The organism is Bradyrhizobium sp. CFUWI (genome assembly GCF_056429085.1).
This window is the reverse complement of the sequence record NZ_JBWJZE010000034.1, coordinates 1-25,090: the sequence shown is the minus strand read 5'-3', so window position 1 is coordinate 25,090 and position 25,090 is coordinate 1. Positions and strand designations below refer to the sequence as shown.

23 protein-coding genes and 3 pseudogenes are annotated in these 25,090 nt (G+C 64.8%); 12 read left to right on the top strand and 14 right to left on the bottom strand.

What is annotated here, in order from left to right; translation table 11 throughout:
* Positions 1-81 precede the first annotated feature (81 nt).
* From AC066S_RS35965 to AC066S_RS35955, 3 genes are all read right to left on the bottom strand, one after another.
* Positions 82-1,173 carry a TRAP transporter substrate-binding protein gene (locus AC066S_RS35965; protein ID WP_126258363.1) on the bottom strand — a complete coding sequence of 364 codons (1,092 nt, stop codon included), beginning with the start codon at positions 1,171-1,173 and terminating at the stop codon, positions 82-84.
* A gap of 116 nt (positions 1,174-1,289) precedes the next feature.
* Positions 1,290-1,547 (bottom strand): hypothetical protein, encoded by a 258-nt coding sequence (locus tag AC066S_RS35960; protein WP_024338019.1) that lies wholly within the window; start codon positions 1,545-1,547, stop codon positions 1,290-1,292.
* A gap of 68 nt (positions 1,548-1,615) precedes the next feature.
* Entirely contained in the window at positions 1,616-2,584 is a 969-nt protein-coding gene (locus AC066S_RS35955) for a DUF2778 domain-containing protein (protein ID WP_478271822.1), read from the bottom strand.
* 202 nt (positions 2,585-2,786) lie between these two features.
* Between AC066S_RS35955 and AC066S_RS35950 the strand changes: the two genes are divergently transcribed.
* Positions 2,787-3,224, top strand: coding sequence for a DUF1810 domain-containing protein (locus AC066S_RS35950; RefSeq protein ID WP_478271821.1), 438 nt, complete (start codon positions 2,787-2,789; stop codon positions 3,222-3,224).
* Between the two features lie 108 nt (positions 3,225-3,332).
* Complete coding sequence (locus tag AC066S_RS35945) at positions 3,333-5,414, top strand: methyl-accepting chemotaxis protein (RefSeq protein ID WP_135169530.1); 2,082 nt, start codon at positions 3,333-3,335, stop codon at positions 5,412-5,414.
* 29 nt (positions 5,415-5,443) lie between these two features.
* Here AC066S_RS35945 and AC066S_RS35940 read toward each other — a convergent pair whose 3' ends face one another.
* Together AC066S_RS35940 and AC066S_RS35935 are read right to left on the bottom strand one after the other, a co-directional pair.
* A complete protein-coding gene (locus AC066S_RS35940; protein WP_478271820.1) occupies positions 5,444-6,034 on the bottom strand; it encodes an NADPH-dependent FMN reductase in 591 nt (196 codons plus the stop codon).
* Positions 6,035-6,084: 50 nt separating this feature from the next.
* The gene (locus AC066S_RS35935) at positions 6,085-7,032 is read right to left on the bottom strand and encodes an AraC family transcriptional regulator (RefSeq protein ID WP_126258368.1); all 948 of its coding nucleotides are present in this window, start codon (positions 7,030-7,032) and stop codon (positions 6,085-6,087) included.
* A 299-nt stretch (positions 7,033-7,331) separates the two neighbouring features.
* Between AC066S_RS35935 and AC066S_RS35930 the strand changes: the two genes are divergently transcribed.
* From AC066S_RS35930 to AC066S_RS35920, 3 genes are read left to right on the top strand one after another with little or no spacing between them, the layout of a single operon-like run.
* Positions 7,332-8,441 carry a DUF2336 domain-containing protein gene (locus tag AC066S_RS35930; RefSeq protein ID WP_478271819.1) on the top strand — a complete coding sequence of 370 codons (1,110 nt, stop codon included), beginning with the start codon at positions 7,332-7,334 and terminating at the stop codon, positions 8,439-8,441.
* The gene (locus AC066S_RS35925) at positions 8,438-8,767 is read left to right on the top strand and encodes a PilZ domain-containing protein (protein ID WP_126258370.1); all 330 of its coding nucleotides are present in this window, start codon (positions 8,438-8,440) and stop codon (positions 8,765-8,767) included. The genes AC066S_RS35930 and AC066S_RS35925 overlap by 4 nt, the downstream gene beginning before the upstream one ends.
* Positions 8,768-8,825: 58 nt before the next feature.
* Positions 8,826-9,947 carry an HD-GYP domain-containing protein gene (locus AC066S_RS35920; RefSeq protein WP_126258371.1) on the top strand — a complete coding sequence of 374 codons (1,122 nt, stop codon included), beginning with the start codon at positions 8,826-8,828 and terminating at the stop codon, positions 9,945-9,947.
* Between the two features lie 381 nt (positions 9,948-10,328).
* On the opposite strand, the pseudogene AC066S_RS35915 reads toward AC066S_RS35920, so the two are convergent.
* Positions 10,329-10,754, bottom strand: a pseudogene (locus AC066S_RS35915) (nitroreductase family protein); the annotation flags it as partial.
* Positions 10,755-10,916: 162 nt separating this feature from the next.
* Between AC066S_RS35915 and AC066S_RS35910 the strand changes: the two are divergent.
* Positions 10,917-11,879 carry an alpha/beta hydrolase gene (locus tag AC066S_RS35910; RefSeq protein ID WP_478271818.1) on the top strand — a complete coding sequence of 321 codons (963 nt, stop codon included), beginning with the start codon at positions 10,917-10,919 and terminating at the stop codon, positions 11,877-11,879.
* Between the two features lie 6 nt (positions 11,880-11,885).
* On the opposite strand, the gene AC066S_RS35905 is transcribed toward AC066S_RS35910, so the two are convergent.
* Complete coding sequence (locus AC066S_RS35905; RefSeq protein WP_126258374.1) at positions 11,886-12,347, bottom strand: cupin domain-containing protein; 462 nt, start codon at positions 12,345-12,347, stop codon at positions 11,886-11,888.
* A gap of 202 nt (positions 12,348-12,549) precedes the next feature.
* On the opposite strand from AC066S_RS35905, the gene AC066S_RS35900 reads away from it, so the two are divergent.
* Positions 12,550-12,798, top strand: a complete 249-nt coding sequence (locus tag AC066S_RS35900) for a hypothetical protein (RefSeq protein ID WP_049820148.1) — start codon at positions 12,550-12,552, stop codon at positions 12,796-12,798.
* 140 nt (positions 12,799-12,938) lie between these two features.
* Here AC066S_RS35900 and AC066S_RS35895 read toward each other — a convergent pair whose 3' ends face one another.
* Entirely contained in the window at positions 12,939-13,814 is an 876-nt protein-coding gene (locus tag AC066S_RS35895) for an MBL fold metallo-hydrolase (RefSeq protein ID WP_478271817.1), read from the bottom strand.
* 149 nt (positions 13,815-13,963) lie between these two features.
* Here AC066S_RS35895 and AC066S_RS35890 point away from each other — a divergent pair, with 149 nt between their 5' ends.
* Positions 13,964-14,947: a glycerophosphodiester phosphodiesterase family protein gene (locus tag AC066S_RS35890; RefSeq protein ID WP_478271816.1), complete on the top strand. Its 984-nt coding sequence runs from the start codon at positions 13,964-13,966 to the stop codon at positions 14,945-14,947.
* Between the two features lie 97 nt (positions 14,948-15,044).
* Here AC066S_RS35890 and AC066S_RS35885 read toward each other — a convergent pair whose 3' ends face one another.
* Together AC066S_RS35885 and AC066S_RS35880 are read right to left on the bottom strand one after the other, a co-directional pair.
* Positions 15,045-16,667 carry an ABC-F family ATP-binding cassette domain-containing protein gene (locus tag AC066S_RS35885; protein ID WP_126258377.1) on the bottom strand — a complete coding sequence of 541 codons (1,623 nt, stop codon included), beginning with the start codon at positions 16,665-16,667 and terminating at the stop codon, positions 15,045-15,047.
* Between the two features lie 123 nt (positions 16,668-16,790).
* The gene (locus AC066S_RS35880) at positions 16,791-18,350 is read right to left on the bottom strand and encodes a multicopper oxidase family protein (protein WP_205680495.1); all 1,560 of its coding nucleotides are present in this window, start codon (positions 18,348-18,350) and stop codon (positions 16,791-16,793) included.
* Between the two features lie 276 nt (positions 18,351-18,626).
* Here AC066S_RS35880 and AC066S_RS35875 point away from each other — a divergent pair, with 276 nt between their 5' ends.
* From AC066S_RS35875 to AC066S_RS35865, 3 genes are read left to right on the top strand one after another with little or no spacing between them, the layout of a single operon-like run.
* Positions 18,627-21,398 carry a xanthine dehydrogenase family protein molybdopterin-binding subunit gene (locus AC066S_RS35875; protein WP_478271815.1) on the top strand — a complete coding sequence of 924 codons (2,772 nt, stop codon included), beginning with the start codon at positions 18,627-18,629 and terminating at the stop codon, positions 21,396-21,398.
* Positions 21,395-21,919 (top strand): (2Fe-2S)-binding protein, encoded by a 525-nt coding sequence (locus AC066S_RS35870; protein ID WP_478271814.1) that lies wholly within the window; start codon positions 21,395-21,397, stop codon positions 21,917-21,919. The genes AC066S_RS35875 and AC066S_RS35870 overlap by 4 nt, the downstream gene beginning before the upstream one ends.
* Positions 21,920-21,927: 8 nt before the next feature.
* On the top strand, positions 21,928-22,545 hold the full coding sequence (locus AC066S_RS35865; RefSeq protein WP_478271813.1) for an Isoquinoline 1-oxidoreductase subunit: 618 nt from the start codon (positions 21,928-21,930) through the stop codon (positions 22,543-22,545).
* A 135-nt stretch (positions 22,546-22,680) separates the two neighbouring features.
* On the opposite strand, the pseudogene AC066S_RS35860 reads toward AC066S_RS35865, so the two are convergent.
* From AC066S_RS35860 to AC066S_RS35850, 3 genes and pseudogenes are all read right to left on the bottom strand, one after another.
* Positions 22,681-22,866, bottom strand: a pseudogene (locus AC066S_RS35860) (ABC transporter ATP-binding protein); the annotation flags it as partial.
* Positions 22,867-22,935: 69 nt separating this feature from the next.
* Entirely contained in the window at positions 22,936-23,286 is a 351-nt protein-coding gene (locus AC066S_RS35855) for a hypothetical protein (protein WP_478271812.1), read from the bottom strand.
* Positions 23,287-23,361: 75 nt separating this feature from the next.
* Positions 23,362-23,616: a hypothetical protein gene (locus tag AC066S_RS35850; RefSeq protein ID WP_478271811.1), complete on the bottom strand. Its 255-nt coding sequence runs from the start codon at positions 23,614-23,616 to the stop codon at positions 23,362-23,364.
* 168 nt (positions 23,617-23,784) lie between these two features.
* On the opposite strand from AC066S_RS35850, the gene AC066S_RS35845 reads away from it, so the two are divergent.
* Positions 23,785-24,516 carry a DUF3750 domain-containing protein gene (locus AC066S_RS35845; RefSeq protein ID WP_478271810.1) on the top strand — a complete coding sequence of 244 codons (732 nt, stop codon included), beginning with the start codon at positions 23,785-23,787 and terminating at the stop codon, positions 24,514-24,516.
* A 15-nt stretch (positions 24,517-24,531) separates the two neighbouring features.
* Here AC066S_RS35845 and AC066S_RS35840 read toward each other — a convergent pair.
* A pseudogene (locus tag AC066S_RS35840) lies at positions 24,532-24,969 on the bottom strand (GrlR family regulatory protein); the annotation flags it as partial.
* Between the last annotated feature and the right edge of the window lie 121 nt (positions 24,970-25,090).

Here is a 25,090-nt window from a genome sequence, read left to right as displayed (position 1 = left end):
GAGAACGTGGGCACGGCGCGAGTGCGCCTTTGCCCACTCTACAAGCGCGGCGCAATCGCGGCACCGCGCTCCACCTCACGCTCAGCTCTTGTTGCGCATCTTGCTGAGCAGGTAATTGTCGTAGAAGTTTTCCGCGATCTGCGTATAGAACAGCAGCTCCTTCATATACGCGTCGTGGCTTTCCTTGGTCCGCTTGAACAGGTCGCTCTTGGCGGCGAGCTCGTTCAGATGGTCCTGGGTCGCGTTGTAGCAGGCCTCCAGCACCGGTTGCGGGAATGCCTTCAGCTCGGTACCGCTCGCGATCAGCCGCTTCAGCGCAGCCGGATTCACGCTATCGTATTTCTCGAGCATCCAGGCACCGGCCGCCGCGCCCGCCTGGTTGACGATCGCCTGATATTGCTTGGGCAGCGAATTCCACTTCTCGTCGTTGACGATCATGTGCAGCATGGCGCCGCCTTCCCACCAGCCGGGGAAGTAATAATATTTGGCGACCTTGTAGAAGCCGAGCTTCTCGTCGTCATAGGGACCGACGAACTCGACCGCGTCGATCGTGCCCTTCTCCAGCGCCGGATAGATATCGCCGCCCGCGATCTGCTGCGGGACGACCCCGAGCTTTGCCAGCACGTGGCCGCCCATGCCGGCGATGCGGAATTTGAGACCCTTGAGGTCGTCGACGGTCTTGATCTCCTTGCGGAACCAGCCGCCCATCTGGGTGCCGGAATTGCCGCAGAGGATGGCATGCGCCTTGAAAGGCTTGAGCGCCTCGTTGGTGAGGTCGGCGCCGCCGCCGAAGTGCCACCACGACTCCTGATGGCGATGGTTCATGCCGAAGGGCGCGCCGGTGGCATAGGCCAGAGCGGGCTCCTTGCCGATGTAGAAATAGAGCGGGGTCTGCGCCATTTCCACCGAGGCGGTGCTGACGGCATCGAGCGCCTGCAAGCCCGGAACGATCTCGCCTGCGCCAAAGGTCTGGATCTGGAATTTGTTGTCGGTGGCCTCCGCAACGTATTTCGCGAAGGTCTGCGCCGTGCCGTAGATGGTATCGAGCGACTTCGGGAAGCTCGAGGTCAGGCGCCATTTGATCTCCGGCGCGCTCTGCGCGATCGCAGGTGCAGCAACCAGCGTCGTGGCGCCGGCAACCGCGCCGCCCTTAAGGAATGTACGGCGTTTCATGATGGGCTCTCCTGAAAGTAAGTTTCGAACATGCGGGCTTGCGGCAACGGTCGTCGCGGATCGTTTGCCCGTTCCTGCAGCGCAGTTCAAGCTGTGCGGATAAGGCCCGTAGGCGCTCAGAGCAACTTCGCGCTGACGAACAGCGCGCGCACGGCGTTGGTCGCCTGCACCGCCAGCATCGCATTACCGGCAGCGCCTTCCAGGGCCGCGACGGCGTCCTCGTGCAGGGAGCGGAATTCCATCCACTCGACCGACTTGAAGTTGGTGAGGAATTGATAGGCCTGGCCGACAGTCGCGATCGCCAGCGTATCGCCGTTCAGCTTGATCTTGAACGTCGTACGCAGCGGGGTCTCGGAACTTGATGGATCACTCATGGGCTGCTTCTGGACGATGACGGCTTAACGAAGGGGAAACGGCAGCCCTGCCGTAGCGGGCAAGAATATCAGGAGTCGGTGCTCGCGCGCCGCGAGGCGGTCGTCGCCCCGCTCAGGCTCGGCACCACGACCAGGCGGTTGAACTCGCCATTGTCGTAAGCTTTGAGGAAACGATCATAGTCCTTGATCGAGACGCAGCCGTTGGAATCGCCACGCGGCCCCAGCAGGTAGCTATGGGTGAGAAGGCCGACGCGGCCGAGCGCGCTGGTGCCCTCGGTCGGCGTCAAGCGCAGCGCGCGGATGCCGTGGAACAGCTTCTCGCGCGGCTTCAGATCGTAGATCGCGGGCGGGGTCGCGCCGACCATGCGCTGATCGACATGATCGGGGTCGTCCATCAGCGCGCCCATGCCGGAATGGGCTTCCAGTACGACGCCGCTCGGCAGATAAAGCGCCTTGGCCTTGATGTCATAGACTGCGGTCCGCGAATCGTAGCCGAGGGCGGCGAGATCCGGTGCCTTGCTGAACAGGCCGTCGCTGGGCGTCAGCGACGCCAGCCTGATCTTGTCGGTGAATTTCTCGAAGAAGTTGCGGTTGTCGACCCTGGGATTGGTGGTGTCGGCATAGGCCTGGCTGGAGGCGATCTGGGCGGAGAGGTCAGCCTGAACCGGGCGCGAGCGGGGCATCGGGATGGCGTCGGCGCGCTGCGAGGACCTGGTCTCCTCGGTCATGAACCGGTCGTCGTCGGTCAGGGTCGAACGCCAATCGCTGCCCTGGAGCTTCTGCGCCAGCATCGCCTTGGCGTCGAGGAGCTTGAGCTGGACCGCACCCACGGCGGAACGCTCCAGCGTCCGCAGGCCGAAATCCCGGGCCGGCGCATTGCCGGACGCCGAAGCGAAGCGGTCCTCAAAAGAAGGGGTATTGGCCGGCGGCAAGGCGGCGGAAACCAGCGCGCTGGACTGGCTCAAGCTCGAAACCCCGATGTCCGCGACCCAGGCGGCGGTGCCCAGCGCCAGCGCGACGGCAGCCAGAGACAGCAAAACGCGCTCCGCCCGCCCAATACGGCGGCGCGGCAACAGCCTCTCGGCGCGTGCGCGGTCGGAAACCATCAGATCCCCAAGTCGATCCCCCGGGGGGCCCAACCCCCGCCCGGAGACTCTATACCAGCTACCACATTGGGAGCCAAAAGTTAGGCATAATCGCGGCCGGCAAGGGCCTGACAAGGCATCCCCGGGGTATCCAATGACCGATCCTTTCGATCTCGAGCGCTTCGTCAGGGCCCAGGACCCGGTTTTTCGCGCCGTCGAGGGGGAGCTGGCCCGGGGCCGGAAGCAGACTCACTGGATGTGGTTCGTCTTCCCGCAAATCACCGGTCTCGGCTTCAGCGCCATGTCGCAGCGCTACGCCATCGGCTCCCGCGCCGAGGCGAAGGCCTATCTCGCCCATCCCGTGCTCGGGGCGCGCCTGATCGAATGCACCGGGCTCGTGCTCGCCGTCCAGGGACGGAGCATCAACGCGATCCTTGGCGCGCCGGACGACGCCAAATTCCGCTCGTCGATGACGCTGTTCGGCGCGGTGTCCAATGAGCCCATTTTCGGCGCGGCGCTCGCCCGCTATTTCGCAGGCGAGCGCGACGTCGCGACGCTGGAGATCCTGTCGAAGCTGGATCGGCAGGCCTAGCCTCCGATCGACGCCCCTGGGGGCAGCGGCAAAGAGCGTAAACCCGAGATTAACGCCGGCAAACTATCGTCCGGGCAAAATAATTCGCCGTTATTTGCCGGACAGATCATGAAAATCGGTACGCTCCTGACGACCGCCATTGTTTCGCTCTCGACCGTGGGCGGCGGCCTCGCCGTCTACGTCGCGGTGACCAAGTACCAGACGATGGAGCGCATCACCGAGGCGCAAGGCCGGCTGGCGATCGTGCGCGCCGTCAGCGACATCCCGCGCTACCTCAATCCCGAGCGCGGCTTTTCCACCAACATCCTTTATGGGCCCGCCAGCATCGACCCGGCGCTGCTCGCCGAGCAGGGCAAGCTGCGCAAGCAGACCGACGGCGCCCGCGACAAGATGAACGGACTGCGCAAGGAGCTGCCCGGCTCGTTCGACGACGGCGCTGCCATCGGCAGCAATATCGACGGCATCAATGCGAAATTCACCGCGCTGCGCGAGGCCATCGACAAGGCGCTCACCGGACCGGCCGAGGCGCGCAAGGACGCGGCCAAGAAGATCGTCGCCGACAACGCCGTGCTCAACAGCGGCGTGACCGCGCTGCTCAACGAACAGGTCCGCCGCATGGCGATCCTCAACGGCGACGCCTACCGCCAGGCCAGCTACGCCAACATCGCGATGACGCTGCGCGACGTCGGCGGCTTCAACTCCAGCCTGCACAAGAATCTCGTCGGCGGCAAGAAGCCGGCGACCGACGCCGAGAAGGCCGACATCGCCCGATCGCAGGGCCGCAACGACCAGCTCGTGATGGCGTTACAGGAACTGCGCGGCAATCCGGCGACGCCGGCGAACGTCGCCGCCGCGCTCGAGAAATTCAATGCGATCTATGTCGAGGAGTTCGGCCGCGAGCTCAAGCTGGTCAAGGACGGTGCGGTCAGCGGCAAGTACGAACACGACATGGAGACCTATTACGCCGCTACGCAGCGTGGCCTCGGCACCATCATCGAGGTCCGCGACGCGTTCTATGACAATGCCGAGCAGATCCTCGCCGGCGCCTCCTCCGCCGCGCGCACCAGCTTCACCGTCGCGCTTGCAGGCCTTGTCGCCGTGTTGGTCGCGAGCGTCGGCCTCATCGTGATGGTCCGCCGCCGCGTCTGCGCTCCGATCGTCAACCTGACGACGCGGATGTCGCGCCTTGCCGAGGGCGAGGTCGCAGACAGCATTCCCGGCGCCGAGCGCTCCGACGAGATCGGGGCGATGGCTGCGGCCGTTCAGGTCTTCAAGGACAACATGATCCGGGCCGACCGGCTCGCGGCCGAGAAGCAGGCCGAGAACGACGGCAAGATGCGCCGCGCCCAGGCACTCGACGAGCTCACCCGCGCCTTCGAGGCCAAGGTTACCGAGCTCGTCGGCGGCCTGTCCCGGGCCTCCGCGACCATGGAAAGCACCGCGCAGTCGATGACATCGACGGCGGCCCAGACCAACAGCCAGGCCGCGGTCGTCGCCGCCGCCTCCGAGCAGACCTCGACCAACGTGCAGACGGTCGCCAGCGCCACCGAAGAGCTGACCTCCTCGATCTCCGAGATCGGCCGCCAGGTCGCACAAAGCACCGAGATCGCGGCCCGCGCCGTCGACAACGCCCGCCGCACCGGCGACACCGCACGCACGCTGGCCGAGGGTGCGCAGAAGATCGGCGACGTCGTCACGCTGATCCAGAGCATCGCCGAGCAGACCAATCTTCTCGCTCTCAACGCCACGATCGAGGCCGCCCGCGCCGGCGATGCCGGCCGCGGCTTTGCCGTGGTTGCCTCCGAAGTGAAATCGCTGGCGGGCCAGACCGCCAAGGCGACGACCGAAATCTCCGAGCAGATCGCGGCGATCCAGACCGCGAGCGACGAGACCGTGGCCGCGATCCGCAACGTTGCCGACGTCATCGGCGAGATCGACCAGATCGGCACCGCGATTGCCGCGGCGATCGAGGAACAGGGCTCGGCCACCAAGGAGATCGCCCGCAGCGTCCAGGAAGCCGCCCGCGGCACCCAGGAGGTCAACACCAACATCTCCGGCGTGCAGCGTGCCGCCGACGACACCGGCGCCGCCGCGCGGGACGTGCTGGTCGCCGCCGAGCAGCTCTCGACCCAGTCGCGCGATCTCGCCGGACAGTTCAACCGCTTCCTCGGCGAGGTCAGGGCGGCGTAGGAGCAGCTCCGTCTTCGCGGCGAACGACGTCAATAAGGCGGCGGCTTGCGCGCCCGCTGTGCTTTCGCCGCCTCGATCCACCACGTCAGATCATCGGCAAAGCGCGGGAACGAGCGCTCCAGCGCCTTGCCGCCCTCGCCGATCGGCTCGCCCTCGGCCGACAACGTCTGCGCGATCGGGCCGACGCCGATGGTGCTCGACACCACCACCATGCCCATCTCCGAAAGCGTGCCGTGCCAGGCGGTTGCGGCGCGCGCGCCGGACAGGCGGCCGGCCGAATAGCTCGCGATCGCGGCCGGGCGCCAGAACCACTCTTCGAGGAAATGGTCGGTGAGATTCTTCAGGCCGGGCTGGATGCCCCAATTGTATTCGCCGGTGACGAACACGAAACCGTCGGCGCCGCGGATCTGTCCGGCCAGCTTTTCCAGCGCCTCGGGTGCCGCGCCCTTGGGATATTCCTTGTACATGCGGTCGAGCATCGGCAGGCCGACCGCCTTGGCGTCGATGAACTCGACGTCGTCGCCGCGGCTACGCAGACCATTGATGACGAAATTCGCAAGGCGGATGCCCATGCGGTCGGAACGGTAGGAACCGTAGAGGACGAGAATGCGATTGCTCATGGCCGGACGGTAGCACGAAACCGGCGCCCGTCCGTACTCGATTTGTCGGACTATCGTCCGCGACCGCGGCCCAGCGTTTGCGACGGCGACTCGCCGAACTGGACGCGGTAGCTTCTGGAGAAATCGCTGAGATGCCAGAAGCCAAACGCCAGCGCGATCGCCTTGACGCTATCGGCGCCGGCGAGAAGCTGCCGCCGCACCAGCCACAGCCGACGCAGGCGCAAATAGCGGTGCAGGCTCATGCCTCGATAGCGGCGGACGACGTCGTGCATGGTGCGAACCGACAGCCCGAGCTTGCGCGCGATCTCATCGCTGTAGATCGGCTGCGATAAATCCTCGGTCAGCAGTGCGCGGATACCCTGGAACATCCTGAATTTCCGCTCGTCGTTGGGGCTGAGGGTCCAGCGGGCCGAGACGACGCTTTCGAAGGCCTCGTCGACGGCTCCGAGCAGGGACTCCTTCATCGCCGCGCCCTTCAATGAGAGCTCCGGTGCCTCGGCCGGGTCGGACGCCTCGGCCAGCACCTCACGAACCACGGTGCGCAGCCGGTGCAAGCCGGCCGCCGAGACTTCAAAAATCTTGAAGCTCGAGAGCGTGGCCGGCCAGCCGCGGTCCCGCACCTCCGGCCTGAAAACCACCGAGGCGATTTGTCGCTGCACCTCCTCAATGGTGGTGTAGGCAGCGCCGCCGCTGCCAATGACCACGACCGGTCGGGCGCGCTGCGAGCCATTGAAGCGAACGGGTACGTCGAGGTCGTCCATCGTGAAGCCGATCGCCGTGCAATTCTCGACCAGCTGCGCATCGACCATTCGCGGAAACGTCTGGGTCAAATTCACGTCGCAGCCGGGCAACGACAGGATTGTCTGCTCAGCCGAAATCCTCCGTACGAAAGGCGTGAATTCGAAATTCAGCCCGCGTATGGCACTTCGAAATTCGTCGACGTCTGAGAAGCGAAATGTTTGGATTGCCAATCTCGGTACATCGTCAATGCTGTTCATGACAACGGGAAACGCAACGTCGCGCGGACTGCGTCAGGCCGCGGCTCCGGTTCGTTCCCCCTTCGGTTTTCGATCCTCCCCGAAAAGGATCAATCTTAACGTGTCCCGAGCAATTGGTGCGGAGCTCGTTGGAAGAACAAGCGGGCACGTCCGGTCTCGCCGAATTTCGATAGCGTTTCCCGCGCCTTAGATGGTACTTAAATACCCAAGTTTCGATACCTAAAATTCAATATTAACAACTTTGAGGCGAAATAGGGTCGTTTAATCGTCAAAGTTATTTCAAATTTCGGGCCCCTGCCATGACGGCAAATTCGCCTGCTGATGTTCTGGTCGAGTTGGAGGACGCGGTCGCAACGTGTCCACTGGATCGCTGCGCCCGCATTCTTTCCGGCATCATGCAGCTGCTCACCAGCAGCCGCGACCGGCCTCAGGAATTGCTCGCCAACGTGGTCGACGGCGTTCTGCTGCGGCTGACGGAGCGGGTCGAGGCCAATGCGTTGATCGAGCTCAGCACAGCACTCGCGGAACTCGCGGTGGCTCCGCCGAAAACCGTGCGGCGTCTCGCCTCACACCACGATCCGGAGGTGGCGTGCCCCGTCTTGCTGAGATCGCAGTCACTGTCCACAGCCGATCTCAAATCGATCGCGGCCTCAAGCGGCGAACGGCAGCAACGCGCGATCGCCGCCCGCGCGCCGATCGATCCGCCGGTGATCGAGACGCTGATCGAAGCCGGCTCCCGCAGCGTTTGTGCTGCGCTGATCGCCAATACAGAGGCGCGATTCCCTGACGCCGCCTACGCCGCGCTGGTCGGGAAGTGCCTGGCGGATGATGAGCTCACGAAGGCGCTGGCCGTCAGGCCGGACACGCCCGACACGGTCATGCGGAAGTTGCTGTCGCCCTCACCGGCTCCAAAATCCGGCGCAGGGCCGAAGGCGACCGTCTCGCTTCAAGCCGTAGCGGCCGCGCCAATCGTCCCCAAGCTGCCCTGCGCGGCCGCCTATGCCGGCGCGCGGCCGGAGATCGTCGCGCTCAACCGCATCGGCAAGCTCAACGATTCCACGGTGAACCGCTTCGCCATCCGGGGCGAGACCGCCAACCTCGTCACGGCCCTATCGGTGCTTTCGGGGGCTCCCATCGAAATCGTCGAGCATCTCATGACCGACGACGATTGCGAGGGTCTCGTGATGGCCTGCCGCGCCTCGCGGCTGAACTGGCAGACCACGTTGGCCATCTTGGGCAATCGCTACGGCAGAAGGCTTTCCGTCGCCGATCGCGAACGCGCGCAGCACATGTTCGAGACACTGCTTCTGTCGACCAGCCAGTGGACGGTGCGTTGGGGGGAAATTGCCGCAAGCGCCAAGGAGGGCAGTCGGGAACATCGCGGCGCAGAGATGGGGATTAGCCGATGAAATTCGACGGTCGCAAAGCCTCTCGCGTGAAAATGGACCATAGGCAGCCGGTCAATCTCATGGGTTCGGACGGCACCTGGCGACGCCGTTGCGTATTGCTGGACGTGTCGCAAAGCGGCGCCAAGGTCGAGGTCGAGGGCACGCTCGACGTGCTCCAGGCCAAGGAGTTCTTCATGGTGCTGTCGTCGACCGGCCTCGCCTACCGGCGCTGCGAACTGGTCTGGATCGACGGCACCACGGCTGGAATCCACTTCATTACGACTGACGGCAAGAAGAAGCCTGCAGGCGCACCAGCGCCTGCGCAGACCGCGGTTCAAGGCAAATAGATTCGAACATTCCACCTGGCGTCTGACATTCAGACGGTCGCAAAGTGTAGGTCAGATCGTGCAGCACGCGCCAACAAGATCCGGCCCGATCGATAGTGACGGCGGCATCCGTCAGACACGAACCGATCGCCCCTTCCTGCATGTGCTGGCCGACACGTCCGACAAACTCTCGGGCATCTGCTCGATCCTCGACGAGAAATTCACCATTGCCGGCGAGCGACTCGATGCCGACTCCAGGCTGTCGCAGACGCCAGCCGCAATCGTCATCCGCGCGGAGCTGCGCGATGTCGACAACATCGCCGCGATCAAGAAGCGGGCCAGCAAGCTGGCGAAGGCCAGGAAGCGCATCTTCCTGCTCGATCACGCCTCCCACGTCTGCATCTCGCAAGCCTACGCGCTCGGGGCGACGCTGGTCCTTTCCGGCACGATCAGCCGGACCAGGCTGCTGGCGGCGCTGGCCGATCCGGCCGGCGGGGTATCCGCATCGTCAGGCAACACGTCGCAACCGGACAACGCCGTCGAGACCGCCGCGACCGCGATCGCATCGATGTTCACGGCCATGACCCTCGGCCAACCGCTCGACGTCGAGGGCACCAAGCAAGCCGGTCGCCAGATTGCCGATCGTATCACCCAGCATGGCCTGACGGAGTGGCTCATGACGGTGCGGCGCCATCACGAAGGAACCTATCAGCATTGCCTGCTCGTGACCGGCGTGGCCATCGACTTCGGACTGAGCCTCGGCGTCGGCAGGGCCGACCTAGAACGTCTCTACTCGGCTGCCATGTTCCACGACATCGGCAAGGCGCAGATTCCACTCGCCATCCTCGACAAGCCGGGCCGCCTTGATGCCGCCGAACGCGCGCTGATCGAAACGCATCCGGCCGCCGGTTACGAGTTTCTGAAGGGGCATGACGGGATCTCGCCGGAGATACTCGATGCCGTTCGCCATCATCACGAGTACCTCGACGGGAGCGGTTATCCCGACACGCTCTGCGCCGAGAGCATTGGCGACATCGTGCGAATTCTGACGATCTCGGACATTTTCGCGGCGCTGATCGAGCACCGGCATTACAAGCCGACCATGCCGCGCGCGGACGCCTACGACATTCTGTGCGGGATGAACGGGAAGCTGGAGAAGGCGCTGGTCCGCTCATTCAAGCAGGTCGCGCTCACGCGGTGAGCACGGCAGACTGCTCTCGAACGCCGCCAAGTGCGTCGCGCGGTAGCCTAGTGCGTCGCGCGGTAGCTGGCGCGGCGCGGGATGGACCGGCAGGCCAGCCCATCGGCCAACAGCTTCATATCCTCGTGCCGGCCGCTGCGAATCAGCCGACCGAACTCTTCGGGTGTGAAAGGAAGACTTGGATCTTCATCGATCGGGCGCCGCACTCGCGGGCCGAAGAAACGCCGAACCAGGCTAGCCAGCCGCCGCATGTCAATTCCCTCGCGCCAGCAACAAACCTCTCACCGGACGTATTGTTCCTCCCGCACCTTCGAGATTGCAAGAGGCCGCTTGGGGCTCCGCACCAAAAATTTCTGCGAGAGAATAATCTCCTCTTCGCTGCTAATCGGCAAAACCCACGTAGCGTACAAACTCCTGATTGTATTCGCGGTTCGAGCGCACCGCGTTTGCGGCAAAGTCGTCGTCCGGATAGCCCATCGCGACGCATGTCATGATGACCTCGTCCTCCGGAATCTTCGCCACCTCGCGCACGATGTCGGAGCGCATGATGCCCTGCCCGTTGATCACCGAACCGAGGCCGCGATCCCACGCCGCGAGCACGTTGCCGTAGCAGAGCGCGCCGAGATCGAAATGGCAGACCGCGCCGGGATCGAGCACGCGGTCATAGGTCAGGACCAGAGAGACCGGCGCGTCGAACTGACGGAAGCCGCGCAGCACCCAGTCCTGCCGCATCGGCTTGTCGTCACGCGCGATCCCCATCGCGCCGAACAGCTCCTTGGCGATGTCGACCTGGCGCGTGCGGTGAAGCCACGTACGCTGCGGCGCGACTGGACCAGCGTTTCGAATTCCATCTCGCAGAACCTCCCTGCCCGTTCATCCGCTGGCGTGACGACACGAGGCCGGTTGCCGATGCGGCGCGCAAAATCTATGCTACCCGCAAGCAAGACCAAGAACCCTGGAGGAGCCGCCATGGCCGCGCCACTCGATCCCGTCATCGCCGAGATCATTCCGCTCATGCCGATGCGCGATCCCACGGTCATGACGCCACAGAGCGCCCGCGATTCCTTGCGCGCACTGGCTGCCTCGCGCGCCGCCATCCCGCCTCCGGCCGTGGATAGCGTCGTGGACATCAAGGTCAAAGGCGGCGCCGGCCCGCTTCCGGCGCGGGTCTACCGGGTCGGCACCACATCCGCGCCGACGGTGGTGTTCTTCCACGGCGGCGGCTGGGTCGCGGGCGACCTCGAGACCCACGACCGGCAGGCGCGCAACCTTGCGATCGAGACCGGCGCCGTCGTTGTCTCCGTCGACTATCGGCGCCCGCCGGAAACGCGCTTTCCCGGCGCGTTCGAGGATGCCTTCGCCGCAGTGAGTGACGTCTTCAACCGCGTCGCGGAATTTGGCGGCGATGCAAAACGCCTCGGCGTTGCCGGCGACAGCGCCGGCGGCAATCTCGCCGCGACCACCGCAATCGCCTGCCGCGATGCCGGCATCAAGCTCGCCGCGCAATTGCTGGTCTATCCCGTCACCGACGTCCTCGGCGGCTACGCCGATGCGCGCGAGAATGCGCGCTATCCCTCGCGCGCCGAGAATGCCGAGGGCTACTTCCTGACGCGTGCCACGATGGAATGGTTTTGCGGCCATTATCTTGCCGATCCCGGCCATGCTTCCGACTGGCGTGTCTCGCCGCTGCGCGCAACATCTCTCGCCGGTGTCGCACCTGCGGTGGTGACCACCGCCTGGTTCGATCCCCTGCGCGACGAGGGCGCGGCCTATGCGCGCGCGCTGGAAGCGGCCGGCGTGCGGGTCAAGCATCATGAAGGCCCCGGACTGATCCACGGCTATTTCGGCATGGGCGATGCCTCGGACGTCGCGCGCGCCGAGGCACAAGCCGCCCGGGCCGACTTCAAGGCGCTGCTGATGCGCGGCGCGTAGGCTGCGTCAGGCGCTCCGCGCCTGCTGCGCGGTGTGCCCCCACATTTCGTCCCAATCCTGACCGGCGGCGTCGACGACGCGGCCGTCGGCTTCGAAGAACTTGTTCGGCACCTGGAAGATCGCGAGGATCAAGGCGCCGTCCGGACACCACGCGGCATGCCGGCTGCCCGCCTCGCGCCAGATGAATTCGCCGGCCTTGCAGGCGATGCCCTGGGCGGGCCCCTCCTTGTCGACGAGCGCACCCTCGATCACCCAGCTCTGCTCGATGCCGACATGCTCGTGATCGGGCAGCACCGATCCCGGCGCAAACCGCATCAAGGCCGTCATCAGGCCCGTGCGCCGGTCGAACAGCAGCGTCTTGGCCTCGCACCCCGGAAAGCGGGTTCTCTGCCATTCCATGTCTTGAGGCCGAACCAGGTGAGAATGCCGATCGGCGGCCTCCGGGTGTTTCGGGATCACGGCGTCCATCACGATGCTCCATCCAGCTCGGCTGACCAAGCCTAGCAGGATTGCGCGCCGGGGTCAGCGAGCAGTGCAACAGGCTGCGGGCCGTCCGAACGCGCGCGGCAGAAATCACCTGATAGACCGGACGACAGACCGTCATCCAGCTTGATTGCGCCACGATTCCCGGCTCCAATCTCCACGCCATTTTTGGCTGACGGAGACACCCATGATGAAGCGGATTTTCCTGGCTGCGATCGTTGCCACCTTTGCGGCAGGCTCGGCCTTCGCGCAAGAAACCTGCGAGAGCAAGGCGGTCGGCAAGGACGGCAAGCCGCTCGCCGGCGCCGCCAAAACGTCGTTCCTGAAGAAATGCAAGGCCGATGCCTGCGCGCCCAAGGCCGTCAGCGCCGACGGCAAGCCGCTCGCCGGCGCCGCCAAGAACAGCTTCATGAAGAAGTGCGAGACTGGCGCGTAAGCGCAGGGAATTGGCTGCTTCTTTGGCGAACAATCGCTCCACGAACTCGTCATGCCCGGGCTTGTCCCGGGCATCCACGTTCTTCGTGCCGCGCGAACAATCGGGGATGGCCGGGACAAGCCCGGCCATGACGGAGGGATTTAATCCCGCCTGAACCGATAATCGAACGCATCGCCCAGCGGCTTGATCCATCCGACCGTCGGTGCCGGAAAATGGACCGGCAGAATCAGCGTGTCGGTATCGGCAACCGACGCGAAGAACTTTCGCCGCGACAGCGCCGACTGCTTCGGATCCCAATCGGGCCGCGCCGACCAATCCGGCTCGCGGCACTGGATCTGGTGATGCATGAGGTCGCCCGCGACCACCGCGCGCTGGCCTTTGGAGAAGATGTTGACGCAGCAATGGCAGGGCGAATGCCCCGGCGTCGGCGTCAGCGTCACGGTATCGTCGAGCGCGTAGTCATCATCGACGAGCAGCGCCTGCCCGGCCTCGACGATCGGCAGGCAATTGTCGCGGAAGACCGTGCCCGGCGGATTATTGCCCTTGGCATGCTCGGCCTCCCAGGCCGCGTATTCCCCCTTGTGGAAGACGTACTTCGCGTTCGGAAACGTCGGCACCCAGCGGCCGTCGCGCAAGATCGTATTCCAGCCGGTGTGATCGATGTGCAGATGCGTGCAGAACACGTAGTCGATCTGCTCGAAGGAAATGCCGAGCCCGAACAATTCGTTGCGCCAGCGCTCCTTGCCGGGAAAATCGAACGGCGGCGGATGACCCTTGTCCTCGCCGGTGCAGGTATCGACCAGAATGGTGTATCGCGGCGTGCGCACCACAAAGGTCTGATAGGTGATCACCATCATGCCGCGCGCGGCGTCGAACACCTCCGGCTCCATCGTCGGCAGATGGCGCTTGAACACGCCCTCGTCATAGGCCGGGAAGAAATCCTGCGGCCGGCGCCACGGCCCCTCCCGCTCGATCACCGCATCGATGGTGATGTCCCCGATCCTGAGCCGCCGCATTGCTGTTTCGCTCCGTTCTTTTTGAGGGAAACGTAGCGGCCGGCATGGGACCATTCAAGCCATGCAACGCGCACCGCGCTCATGCGCGACGACCGCCGCAAATCGACCTCAAACTCGGTTGACGGTGATCGCAAAATTGGAAAAATCGCGTGGGAAGAAAACTCAAACTCGCCGCGCTGGCCCTGATTGCCGTCGCGGCTGGCGTCTACGTCAACAACACCAATCTCCTGACGCCGCATCCCAGCGGCAAGCCGGTCCTGCTCGCCCATCGCGGCATGGCGCAACGCTTCGATGAGCGCGACGTGAAGAGCGACACCTGCACCGCCACACGGATGTTGCCGCCGACGCACGATTATCTGGAGAACACCCTGCCCTCCATGCGCGCGAGCTTCGAGGCCGGCGCCGACATGGTCGAGCTCGACGTGCACCCGACGACCGATGGCCAGTTCGCCGTATTCCACGACTGGACGCTCGACTGCCGCACCGACGGCCAGGCTGTCACGCGCGAGCAGAGCATGGCGAAGCTGAAAATGCTCGACATCGGCTACGGCTACACCGCTGACGGCGGCAAGACATTCCCGTTTCGCGGCAAGGGGATCGGGATGATGCCCACGCTGTCGGAGGTGTTTGCCAGCTTTCCTGAGAAGGGACTTCTTATCAATGTGAAGAGCCGTGAGGCGCGCGAAGGCGAGAGACTCGCCGTCGTGCTGAACGCGTTGCCGGCCGAGCGACGGCGGACCATCATGGTCTATGGCGGTGACGAGCCGATCGAGATGATCCGTCGCCGCACCCCTGATGTGCGCACCATTTCGCGCGCGGCGATCCGAAGCTGCCTGATCCGCTATATCGGCTATGGCTGGACCGGCCTCGTCCCGCCGGCCTGCCGCAACGCGATGGTGCTGGTCCCAGTCAACGTCGGCCCCTGGCTATGGGGCTGGCCCAACCGCTTTCTCAATCGGATGACCGATGTCAACAGCGCGGTCTTCGTGCTCGGCCCCTACAGCGGCGGCGAATTCTCCACCGGCATCGATACGCCCGAATTGTTCGCCCGGCTCCCGCAAGGCTATTCCGGCGGCGTCTGGACCAACGAGATCGAGACCGTCGCCAAGCTCGCGGGCAAGAGCAAAGACTAAAGCGCGATGAGATGAGGAAGAATCGTCATCGCGCTCTACGTTATCCTCTTGGCATGATCTTTCCGGAAAACCGCTGCGCATTTTTCCGGATCATGCTTTAGCTCCGTAACCCCGGCGCCTCCTGCCCGGTGCGCGCGACATATTCGGTGTAGCCGCCGCCGAACTGGTGAATGCCCTCCGGCGTCAGCTCCAGCACGCGGTTCGACAGGACGCTGAGGAAATGCCGGTCGTGCGAGACGAACAGCATGGTGCCCTCGAAATCCGACAGCGCATTGATCAGCATCTCCTTGGTGGCGAGGTCGAGATGGTTGGTCGGCTCGTCCAGCACCAGGAAGTTCGGCGGATCGAACAGCATCTTGGCCATGACGAGACGCGCCTTCTCGCCTCCCGACAGCACCCGGCAGCGCTTCTCGACGTCGTCGCCGGAGAAGCCGAAGCAGCCGGCAAGCGCGCGCAAGGATCCCTGCCCCGCGGTCGGAAACGCATCTTCCAGCGACTGGAACACGGTGCGCTCGCCGTCGAGCAGGTCCATCGCGTGCTGGGCGAAATAGCCCATCTTGACGCTGCCCCCGAGCGCCACGGTGCCCTGGTCCGGCTCGCTCGCGCCCGCGACCAGCTTGAGCAGCGTCGACTTGCCGGCGCCGTTGACGCCCATCACGCACCAGCGCTCCCTGCGGCGGATCATGAAATCCAGCCCGTCATAGATCCGCTTGCTGCCGTATCCCTTGTGCACGCTCTTGAGCGCGACGACGTCCTCGCCCGAGCGCGGCGCCGGCGGGAAGTCGAACGCCACGCTCTGGCGGCGCCGCGGCGGCTCGACCCGCTCGATCTTGTCGAGCTTCTTCACCCGGCTCTGCACCTGCGCCGCATGCGAGGCGCGCGCCTTGAAGCGCTCGATGAACTTGATCTCCTTGGCGAGCATCGCCTGCTGGCGCTCAAACTGTGCCTGCTGCTGCTTCTCGTTCAGCGCGCGCTGCTGCTCGTAGAACTCGTAGTTGCCGGTGTAGGTGGTGAGCGAGCCTGAATCGATCTCGATCACCTTCGAGATCACGCGGTTGATGAACTCGCGGTCGTGCGAGGTCATCAGCAGCGCGCCTTCGTAATCGTGCAGGAATTTTTCCAGCCAGATCAAGCTTTCAAGGTCGAGATGGTTGCTCGGCTCGTCGAGCAGCATGACGTCGGGACGCATCAAGAGGATGCGCGCCAGCGCCACGCGCATCTTCCAGCCGCCGGAGAGTTTTCCGACGTCGCCGTCCATCATCTCCTGGCTGAAGCCGAGGCCCGCCAGCGCCTCGCGCGCGCGGCCGTCGAGCGCATAGCCGTCGAGCTCCTCGAAGCGGTGCTGCACCTCGCCGTAGCGGGCGATGATCTCGTCCATCTGGTCGGCCTTGTCAGGGTCGGCCATCGCGGTCTCGAGCGCGCGCAGCTCGGCCGCGACCTCGCTGACCGGACCCGCGCCGTCCATCACCTCGGCCACCGCGCTGCGGCCAGACATCTCGCCGACGTCCTGGTTGAAATAGCCGATGGTGATGCCGCGATCGATCGAGACCTGGCCCTCGTCGGGCAGGTCCTGGCCGGCGATCATCCGGAACAGCGTGCTCTTGCCGGCGCCGTTGGGGCCGACGAGCCCGATCTTCTCGCCCTTGTTGAGGGCGGCGGAGGCTTCAATGAACAGGATCTGGTGGCCGGCTTGCTTGCTGACGTTGTCGAGGCGGATCATGGGGTCATTTGAGGGGGATTTTTGCGTTGCAGCGTCATAGGCCATGCGGGCCCCGAGGGGAAGCCCGGCGCGGCACGGGTCACCCCTGTTCCGTAGCCAAATTCGCGCAATTCGACCCGCAACTTAGGGCTTGTAGACCTCCACCGTCTGCATCATGCCCATCTCCTCATGGTTCATCATGTGGCAGTGGAGCATGTAGACACCGGTGAAATCGATGAAGCGCGAGCGGAACACGACCTGGCCGCCCTTGCGCTCCACGATCACGGAATCCCGCCATTCCGGCACGGCCAGCGCCTTGCCGTTGACCGAGACTACCTGGAACGGATTGGTGTGGATGTGGAAGACGTGGTCGTCATGCTCATGCGTATTGACGATGGTCCATTCTTCGACCGCGCCCAGCTTGACCCGCTGATCGATGCGGCCGGGATCGAACTTCTTGCCGTCGACGAAGAACTCGAACTCCTGCCAATGGCCGGCGGCATCGGCCTCCGGCGCGGTTGCCGACAAAGTCACCTTGCGACGGTTGGTGATTTCGGAATCCTTGATCGTGGCAAGCGGCGCCGGCGGCAGGGCGCGTGGCAGCTTCATGTCGATCGGCGCACCTGACACCACGACCCGCCCTAGCGGCCCGACGGGCGAAGGATGGCCCTGGTCGTAGGGCGCGGCGTTAAAGGCGTAGGTGCCGGGGCCGCCTGCCTTCACCAGAATGTCCGCGCGCTGGCCGGGCGCGATCAGGACCTGTTTGAGCGGCTGCATGGCGCCGAGCTGGATGCCGTCATAGGCGATCGCATGCAGGTCGTGCTTTTCCAGGTCGAGCAGCATGTCGTCCTGATAAGCGGCATTGAGGATGCGCCACCGCTGTACCTCGCCGGGTCGCATGTCGATCATTGGCCGGCGCTGGCCGTTGATAGCGAGAAAGCGCGTCGCGGTCTCGGGAAACAGCGTCTCGAAATTCTCGACCATGCCGTGGGCGTCGTAGACCACCTGGGTGAGCACCATGAGGCGTTCGCGGGCTGTCGCGATCTCGGGAACGTCGGCGAAATCGCCCTCGATGACGACGGCACCGACCATGCCGGAGGAGATCTGAATGTCGGCGCTGCCGTGGTGATGCGGGTGATACCAGTAGGTGCCCCTAGTGTGGTCGGCCGGCAGGGTGATCTCGATGTTGTAGCTGCGGCCCGGTGCCATAGAGCGCATGACATTGTCGGAAATCCCGCTCGGGCTGGTATGCGCGCCGTGGAAATGGAAATTGGTGTTGTTGAACTGGTGCGGATGGCTGATGTCGGCCGGCATTCCATCGCGGTTCGGCGGCAGGTCGTTGATCATCTTGATGCGCAGGGTCTCGCCGGGCTTCATGCGCAGCGTCGGCCCGGGGCTGCCGCCTTCATAGGACCTGACATAGAGCCTGACGCCGCCGATCTGGCGATAGGCGTAGCCAACACGCAGGGTCGTGCTCAGCAGGCCATTGACGGACCGCCGCACCTCGGGCTCGAGCAGCGGCTGATCCATGGCGGGAACCGGGGTTTCCGGAACCATCCCCATCGTCGGCGACATGTCCGCGGTGTGGGACATCCTCGCATGGTCGTGCGCGGCATGCTGGGCCTTCGCGCTGCCTGCGACCAGCGACATCGCGCCCGCCTTGAGACCGTAATCGAGCAATTGGCGCCGCGAGAGTTTTGTCATATCCGCTCTGACTGGAGAGACGTCGTTCGGATCGTGCTGCATTTGAGTTTCGCTCCCGTTACCGATCCGTCTTCAGTTTGATTCGATCCTAGAGCAAGCGCGAAAGGACAATTCCATCCGGAAATCGCGTTGCATGCACCGGTTGTAAACGCCATGCCCCTCTTTATCGTCGCATGACGAATCACGATGGATTCGAGCTAGCATTGGCGCGGACCTACCGGGCATCGATGCCGTCGGCATCGTGATGTCCTCGAAACTCTGTACAAGGATCTGATCATGGAGCCTTCGCGACGCGAGTTCGTGAAGTGGTTGTCGGCGGGAGGCATCTCGGTCAGTCTGTCGCATCTTGCTTCGGCGACGACAGCTCCCTTCGCAGCCCACGAGACGCTGCCCGGACGCGGCAAGTTCAATCCCGCGACAAAGGGCGCCGGCCGTGTCGACGCCGTCGCCAAGGTCACGGGCGCGAAGCTTTACGCCTCCGACTTCCGGGCCAACGATCTCGCTGGCTGGCCGCAGGCCACCTCGCACGCTATCCTGGTCCGCGCCAACGACGCCACGCACGTCTATACCGGCATGGATCTCGCGCGCCTTGGCGGCGCACTCAAGCCGTCGGTGGTGGTGACTGCCGCTGATCTCGACCGGATCGGGACGCAGGTGCCGGAATTCTATGCGGGCGACCTGTTCTGTCCGGTCGGCAAGACGCCGCTCTATCTCGGCCAGCCGGTCGCGCTTTTGATCTTCGAAAAGTTCGACGCCTTCGACCAGGCGCGTCTCGTGCTGCGGGAGGGCACGTTCGTCCAATTCGGCGAGGAGACCGGGCCCGTCGTCGTGCCCGATTATGGGGCCTTCCGCTTCACCCGCGTGGCAGGTCCTTCGCCTGACAAGCCGGATGTCTATTCCCCGCTCCAGGCGGGCTGGGTCTCGCCCAAGAAGGTGCAGAGCGCGGCGCTGCCGGTGTGGTCACCCCTCGCGAAGGAAATGCCGGCGGATTACGCCAAGGCGGCGAAACATGGCGAGCAGATCCGCGCCGAGCTCGCCGCAGACGACGCCTCGCTGCTGGTGCTCGACCGCGAGTTCGAGACGCAATCGGTCGACCCGATGTTCCTGGAGCCGGAATGCGGGCTCGCCTGGTACGACGGCAAGGGCGGCAATCTCGAACTGCTGCTTGGCGTCCAGTCGCCCTACGAGGCGGCGGAGTCGATCGCGCATCTGTTTGGCAAGGCCCGCGCGCCCTACAAGCCGGCGCACATCAACGCGCAGTTCGCCCATGTTGGCGGCGGTTTTGGTGGCCGCGATCACACGCCTTTCATTCTCTATGTTGCGCTCGCGGCGGTCTGCTTTGCCGGTAGGCCCGTGCGGCTGGCGCATGACCGCTACCAGCAGTTTCAGGGCGGCATCAAGCGCCACTCGATCAAGATGCGCTCGCGCATCGGCATCGATCGCGCGACCGGCAAGATCAAAGCGTTCGCCGCCGATCACGTGCTCGACGGCGGCGGGCTCGCCCATTTCTCGGCCAGCGTCGCCGTTGTCGCGGGCACCGGCGCGATCGGCATCTACGACATTCCGAAGGTCGACGTCAGGACCGTCGCGGTGCACTCGCGCGGCGTGAGCGCGGGCTCGATGCGTGGCTACGGCATCCTGCAAGCCATGACGGCGCTGGAGGTCCTGATCGACGAGGCGGCGTCCGAGCTCAAGCGCGATCCGATCGAATTCCGGCGGCGCAATGCGCTGCCCCAGAACGGTCGGACCATGACTGGCAATCCCTACATCGTCTCGGTGCGCACGCCCGAAATCCTCGACAAGCTCGAGAAGCATCCGATCTGGCAGCAGCGGGCACAATTCAAGCAGACGTCGTCGGATCGGCTGGTCGGCACCGGCGTTGCCTGCGTGACGAAAGACTATGGCTCCGGCGCGGACGGTTCGCTCGGACGCGTGGAGCTTTCCCCCGACGGCAAGATCGCAATCTATTGCGATCATGTCGAGATGGGCAACGGCATCGGGACGGCGCTGGCCAACCGGGTCGCAAGCCATCTCGGCGTCATCGCCGATGAGGTCTCGGTCGCCCGCGTCGATAGCTATGACGTACTCGGGCTGGTCACGTCCGGCGATCCCTCCACCATGGACCAGAAAACCCAGGATGCCGCGGAGAAAAATCCGCGCTGGGTGCCCGCGATCAGCTCGCCGACTAGCTCCTCGATCGGCGCGCATGTCGGCACGCATTCCTCCGCGGAAGCCGCTCGCGTCATTTTCCGCTTCGGCCTGTGGCCGGCAGCGCTTGAGCTGTGGCGCATCGCAAGGACTGATCCGCGCGCGCGCCAACGGGACGCCGCAAGCTGGCAGAATGGGCAGCTGACCATGCCCGGTCTCGAACCGCTGGCGCTGCCGGTACTGGCCGCAACAGCTCATGCGCGCGGCTTCGTTACCGGTGCGGTTGCGCACAGCTTCTCGCGCTGGGCGTGGTCGCGAGCACGCTTTCCGCTGTTCGGCGAGCAATACCGCGCCGACATCGACGCGCTTGCGATCCGCCGCGGCAACGGTAAGTTCGAGCGGATCAACCGCACCAGCGTGAAGTTTCCGCCGACCGACAACAACCGGATCGGCACCGCCTACACCTCCATGTGCGGCACGGTCGTCCGCGTCGAGATCGAGCGTGCGACGGGCGCCTTGCGTATCGCCAAGGCCTACAGTGTGTTCGAATGCGGCACCGCACTCGTACCCGAGGTGGTGATGGGCCAGGCCCAGGGCGGCTTCGCCATGGGCGTCGGCTACGCGCTTCTGGAACATTTGCCGCCGTTCGAGGGCGGGCCGGGCGGCGGCGATTGGAATCTCGGCCGCTATCTCGTCGCACGCGGCTCCGACCTGCCGCTCCGCGATCTCGAGATCGAGATGCTAAAGCCGCAGACGCCAGACGAAGCACCGAAGGGCATGGCGGAGGTCGTGATGATCCCGATTGTGCCGGCGCTCATCAACGCCATCCACGACGCCACCGGCCATCGCTTCCGCTCGCTGCCGGTCAGCTCAAGCCTTTTGAAGGGAGTGCTCGCGTGACGACCCTCAGCCTCACCATCAACGGCCAGAAGCACGGTCCGATGGACGTCCACGACGATCTCTCGATGAACGATTTTCTGCGCGAGATGCTCGGCATGACCGGGACCAAGTTCGGCTGCGGCGCCGCACAATGCCTGAGCTGCGCCATCATCGTCGACGCGCCCGATGGCACCAGCTACACCAGCCCGACCTGCATCGCGCCGGCCGTGAACTTCGACGGCAAGTCGATCCGCACCGTCGAGGGTCACGCCAAGGACGGCCAGCTCTCGGCGCTGCAAAAGGCCTTCGTCGATCATTTCGCGTTTCAGTGCGGCTACTGCACGGCGGGCTTCCTCAACGAAGGACAGGTCCTGCTCGAACGTCTCGCACGCGCGCCGGTGCCGCGCGAGGCTCTGGAGCAGACGATCGCGGACGCCCTTGATGGCCATCTCTGCCGCTGCACCGGCTACATCAAATATCACGAGGCGGTGCGCGACGTGATCCTCGCCGATTCAAACCGCTACCTCATCGCCACCAAGTGACACGAGCCATGTTCTCTGACGCGCGCTTCAAGACGATGGCCGTGATCGCGGCGCTCGCCAGCAGCCTTTGCGCGGGCTACGCGGCCTCCGAGACAGCGAGCCATGCCCTGGCCTCGCCCGAGAGCTTTGCCAACATCACCGATGTCGAAAAACGCTCGGCGGCGATCTTCACCGAGCTCGGAAAGGTTCTGACGCACCCGCGCTGCACCAACTGCCATCCGGCCGGCGACAGCCCGCGGCAAGGCGACAATCCCCGCCTGCATCAGCCGCCGGTCACGCGCGGCGCTGACGGCCACGGGCTCGAGCCGATGCGCTGCCACACCTGCCACCAGAAGGCCAATTTCGAGCCCGGCCGCATGCCCGGGCATCCCGAATGGCATCTCGCCCCGCGCGAGATGGCCTGGGAGGGCAAGACCGCCGGCGAGATCTGCGAGCAGATCAGGGACCCCAAGCGCAATGGCGGGCGCAAGGTGGAAGAGCTGATCGACCACATCGGCAAAGACACGCTGGTCGGCTGGGCCTGGCAACCCGGCTTCGGCCGCTCGCCCGTACCGGGCACGCAACAACAGGCCGGCGCGCTGGTCGAGGCCTGGGTGAAGGCGGGGGCGGCCTGTCCGGCACCGTGATGAGGCTGGCGCAAGTCCTCATAATCGTCGGCTTGAATGCTGAACGGACATGGCCCATGTGCGCGCGGGCCAATCGAGTTTGTGAGCCTACGCCCGCCGCATCAGCTTGAGCGAGGCCGCCAGCCGCAGGCTGCGCTTGCCGTCGAGCGCATAGCCGTCGAGTTCCTCGAAACGGTGCTGCACCTCGCCGTAGCGGGCGATGATCTCGTCCATCTGGTCGGCCTTGTCAGGGTCGGCCATCGCGGTCTCGAGCGCGCGCAGCTCGGCCGCGACCTCGCTGACCGGACCCGCGTCGTCCATCACCTCGGCCACCATAGAGCGGGGTCAAGGCTGCCAGAGGGGCTTTTGTGCCCGCGCCGCGTCTAGTGTTTGCGCCCGCATGAGCGGCCTTCACTTCTTGAGAATGCCGGTTTCGGTGTTTCCAAGCTGCTGAACTGCAATGTTGGCGGCTGGCGTGTTATAGCTGGGTCGGGATCCACCGCCGTCCTGACCAGAAGGCGTCACGCCCAGTCTGCCCGTCGTTCCCTGACCTTTTGCATTGGACGCGTTCGGGCCCTGCGAACCGCCGGTTCCGCTCAGGGTCACCCCATTCGACAGCGTCGAACCGGACCCACCGCTCGAACCAGTCGCGCTCGCACCGCTGCCAGATGACGAACCGCCTGAAGCGCCCCCTGAGCTTTGCGCCGTGGCGAATGAAATGGTGCCCAGCAGGATCGTCGCCGCGATGGCCAGAAGCTTCATCTCTCCCTCCATTAACCAGCGATCTCTCAGGTCGCTGCAGCTTTCCCTGGGGCCGATCGCGCCAGCTCACCGCTCCTAACGCCGGCGAGCGATCCAGACACCGGCGAGAAAAGCCACAAGCAACGACCGTAACGGCGCCCTCACCGCCATCTCGCGCAACTGATCGGCCCATTGGGTAGCGGACTCCAGCGAAGGCGAGTTGAGCTGCGACCCGACCGCTCCTCTGCGCTCTCTGGAACCCGACCGCGGACTTGTGGTCTGCTTCGTGCGGTCCTGCTGGTCCGTCAGCCCGGAGGCCTCTGTCATGGCCTCTGCTTCCTTGATGTCCATGCGCGAACTCCAATCCTGCCGCGATTGCGGAACAACAACTTGATTCAGGCGCCCTCGGCTCCGGTGGCAATCTGGCTCGGAACCAATGGGAGCAGCTATGGCGGCAGCACTCACGCGAACTATATGGTTGGCCACAAGCCCCGCCGTAACGCTCCCTTGAAGAAGCCCTTGCTGATCTTTCTGTTCCTCGTCTTCGCACCCCTTGCTGCGTCAGCGGCGAGATATGTCTGGCTGGGCGATGGCCGCCAGAATTGGCAAACCGCCGATCGGTCCAGCGCAGGTCTTTTGCCCGCCGCGGCCGCCCATTCCGAAGCCGTCATACGGGTGTTCGGGGCGAGAACGGTGAGATGGCGCGGCATCTTCGCGGTTCACACCTGGATCGTCGTCAAAGAGAAGAATGCGCCGACTTACAGCCGGTATGATTACACGGCGTGGGGCGAGCCGATCCGCACCAATGGTTTTGCTCCGGACGGTCGATGGTTCGGCGCTGCGCCGGAAACCATTGTCGCTGTCGATGGAGAGCGCGCGGAGGCGCTGATCCCCAAGATCCGGGACGTGATCGAAACCTACAAGTTTCGATCCTATGGAGATTACAGCGTCTGGCCTGGTCCCAATTCGAACACCTTCGTGCAGGCCGCACTCGATTCCGTCCCCGAGCTTCGCGCCGTCCTGCCGCCGACCGCGATCGGCAAGGACTTCCCGTACACCGGCAGATGGGCCGGCGTAACCGCGTCCGGCACAGGCATCTATGCTTCGCTTGCCGGATATATCGGCTTCTCGATCGGCTGGGTCGAAGGCCTGGAGATCAATTTCTTCGGTGCCGTGCTCGGCTTCGACATCCGGCGCCCGGCGCTCAAGCTTCCCGGCCTCGGCCGCGTTGGGATTCGCCCCGGCGTGTAAGAGCGCGATTTCGACCTACGCCCTTCGCATCAGCTTGAGCGAGGCCGCCAGCCGCAGGCTGCGCTTGCCGGCAAGCGCGATGCCCTCGAATTCGCCGCTGTCGGCCGTGCAGGAGCCCGAGAAGCCGATCCCGACCTCGAAGCCGCCGAACACGGGATTCTCGCCCTTCGCCGGCGTATGCTCCTGGTTCAGCATCTCGCCCTTCCAGCGGCCGTCCGCGGAAGAATAGGAGCCGAGATAATAGAAGAACGCATCGCCGCCGAGGATGCGGCCGTCGATCAGCAGCATCACGCCGGAGAGGCCGGCATCGACGCCGTCGAGCGCGCGCAGGCTCATCCCGTAGAGCCCGTTGGCGATGCCGCCCTGCCCGATCGTGCCGCGCGGCGGCAGCGCGCCATCGTCGAGCCGGGTGAGATTGGCCCAGAAATGGGCGCCCGGCATGGTGTCTGAGCTGGCCCCGGTTGTCTGAACAGAATATCCGCGTCGATAAGTGGAGCCTCTGCCGGGGTTAGGCTGCCGTGCGGAGCGGCAGCGGGGTGAAGTAGGCTTGATCCGGTGTGCTGCCGTCAAGGCT

Bases quoted from the DNA above. Each gene is read 5' to 3' on its own strand.
- AC066S_RS35965 (WP_126258363.1), bottom strand. From the start codon at position 1,173: ATGAAACGCCGTACATTCCTTAAGGGCGGCGCGGTTGCCGGCGCCACG.
- AC066S_RS35960 (WP_024338019.1), bottom strand. From the start codon at position 1,547: ATGAGTGATCCATCAAGTTCCGAGACCCCGCTGCGTACGACGTTCAAG.
- AC066S_RS35950 (WP_478271821.1), top strand. From the start codon at position 2,787: ATGACCGATCCTTTCGATCTCGAGCGCTTCGTCAGGGCCCAGGACCCG.
- AC066S_RS35945 (WP_135169530.1), top strand. From the start codon at position 3,333: ATGAAAATCGGTACGCTCCTGACGACCGCCATTGTTTCGCTCTCGACC.
- AC066S_RS35940 (WP_478271820.1), bottom strand. From the start codon at position 6,034: ATGAGCAATCGCATTCTCGTCCTCTACGGTTCCTACCGTTCCGACCGC.
- AC066S_RS35935 (WP_126258368.1), bottom strand. From the start codon at position 7,032: ATGAACAGCATTGACGATGTACCGAGATTGGCAATCCAAACATTTCGC.
- AC066S_RS35930 (WP_478271819.1), top strand. From the start codon at position 7,332: ATGACGGCAAATTCGCCTGCTGATGTTCTGGTCGAGTTGGAGGACGCG.
- AC066S_RS35925 (WP_126258370.1), top strand. From the start codon at position 8,438: ATGAAATTCGACGGTCGCAAAGCCTCTCGCGTGAAAATGGACCATAGG.
- AC066S_RS35910 (WP_478271818.1), top strand. From the start codon at position 10,917: ATGGCCGCGCCACTCGATCCCGTCATCGCCGAGATCATTCCGCTCATG.
- AC066S_RS35905 (WP_126258374.1), bottom strand. From the start codon at position 12,347: ATGGACGCCGTGATCCCGAAACACCCGGAGGCCGCCGATCGGCATTCT.
- AC066S_RS35900 (WP_049820148.1), top strand. From the start codon at position 12,550: ATGATGAAGCGGATTTTCCTGGCTGCGATCGTTGCCACCTTTGCGGCA.
- AC066S_RS35895 (WP_478271817.1), bottom strand. From the start codon at position 13,814: ATGCGGCGGCTCAGGATCGGGGACATCACCATCGATGCGGTGATCGAG.
- AC066S_RS35885 (WP_126258377.1), bottom strand. From the start codon at position 16,667: ATGATCCGCCTCGACAACGTCAGCAAGCAAGCCGGCCACCAGATCCTG.
- AC066S_RS35880 (WP_205680495.1), bottom strand. From the start codon at position 18,350: ATGACAAAACTCTCGCGGCGCCAATTGCTCGATTACGGTCTCAAGGCG.
- AC066S_RS35875 (WP_478271815.1), top strand. From the start codon at position 18,627: ATGGAGCCTTCGCGACGCGAGTTCGTGAAGTGGTTGTCGGCGGGAGGC.
- AC066S_RS35865 (WP_478271813.1), top strand. From the start codon at position 21,928: ATGTTCTCTGACGCGCGCTTCAAGACGATGGCCGTGATCGCGGCGCTC.
- AC066S_RS35855 (WP_478271812.1), bottom strand. From the start codon at position 23,286: ATGAAGCTTCTGGCCATCGCGGCGACGATCCTGCTGGGCACCATTTCA.
- AC066S_RS35850 (WP_478271811.1), bottom strand. From the start codon at position 23,616: ATGGACATCAAGGAAGCAGAGGCCATGACAGAGGCCTCCGGGCTGACG.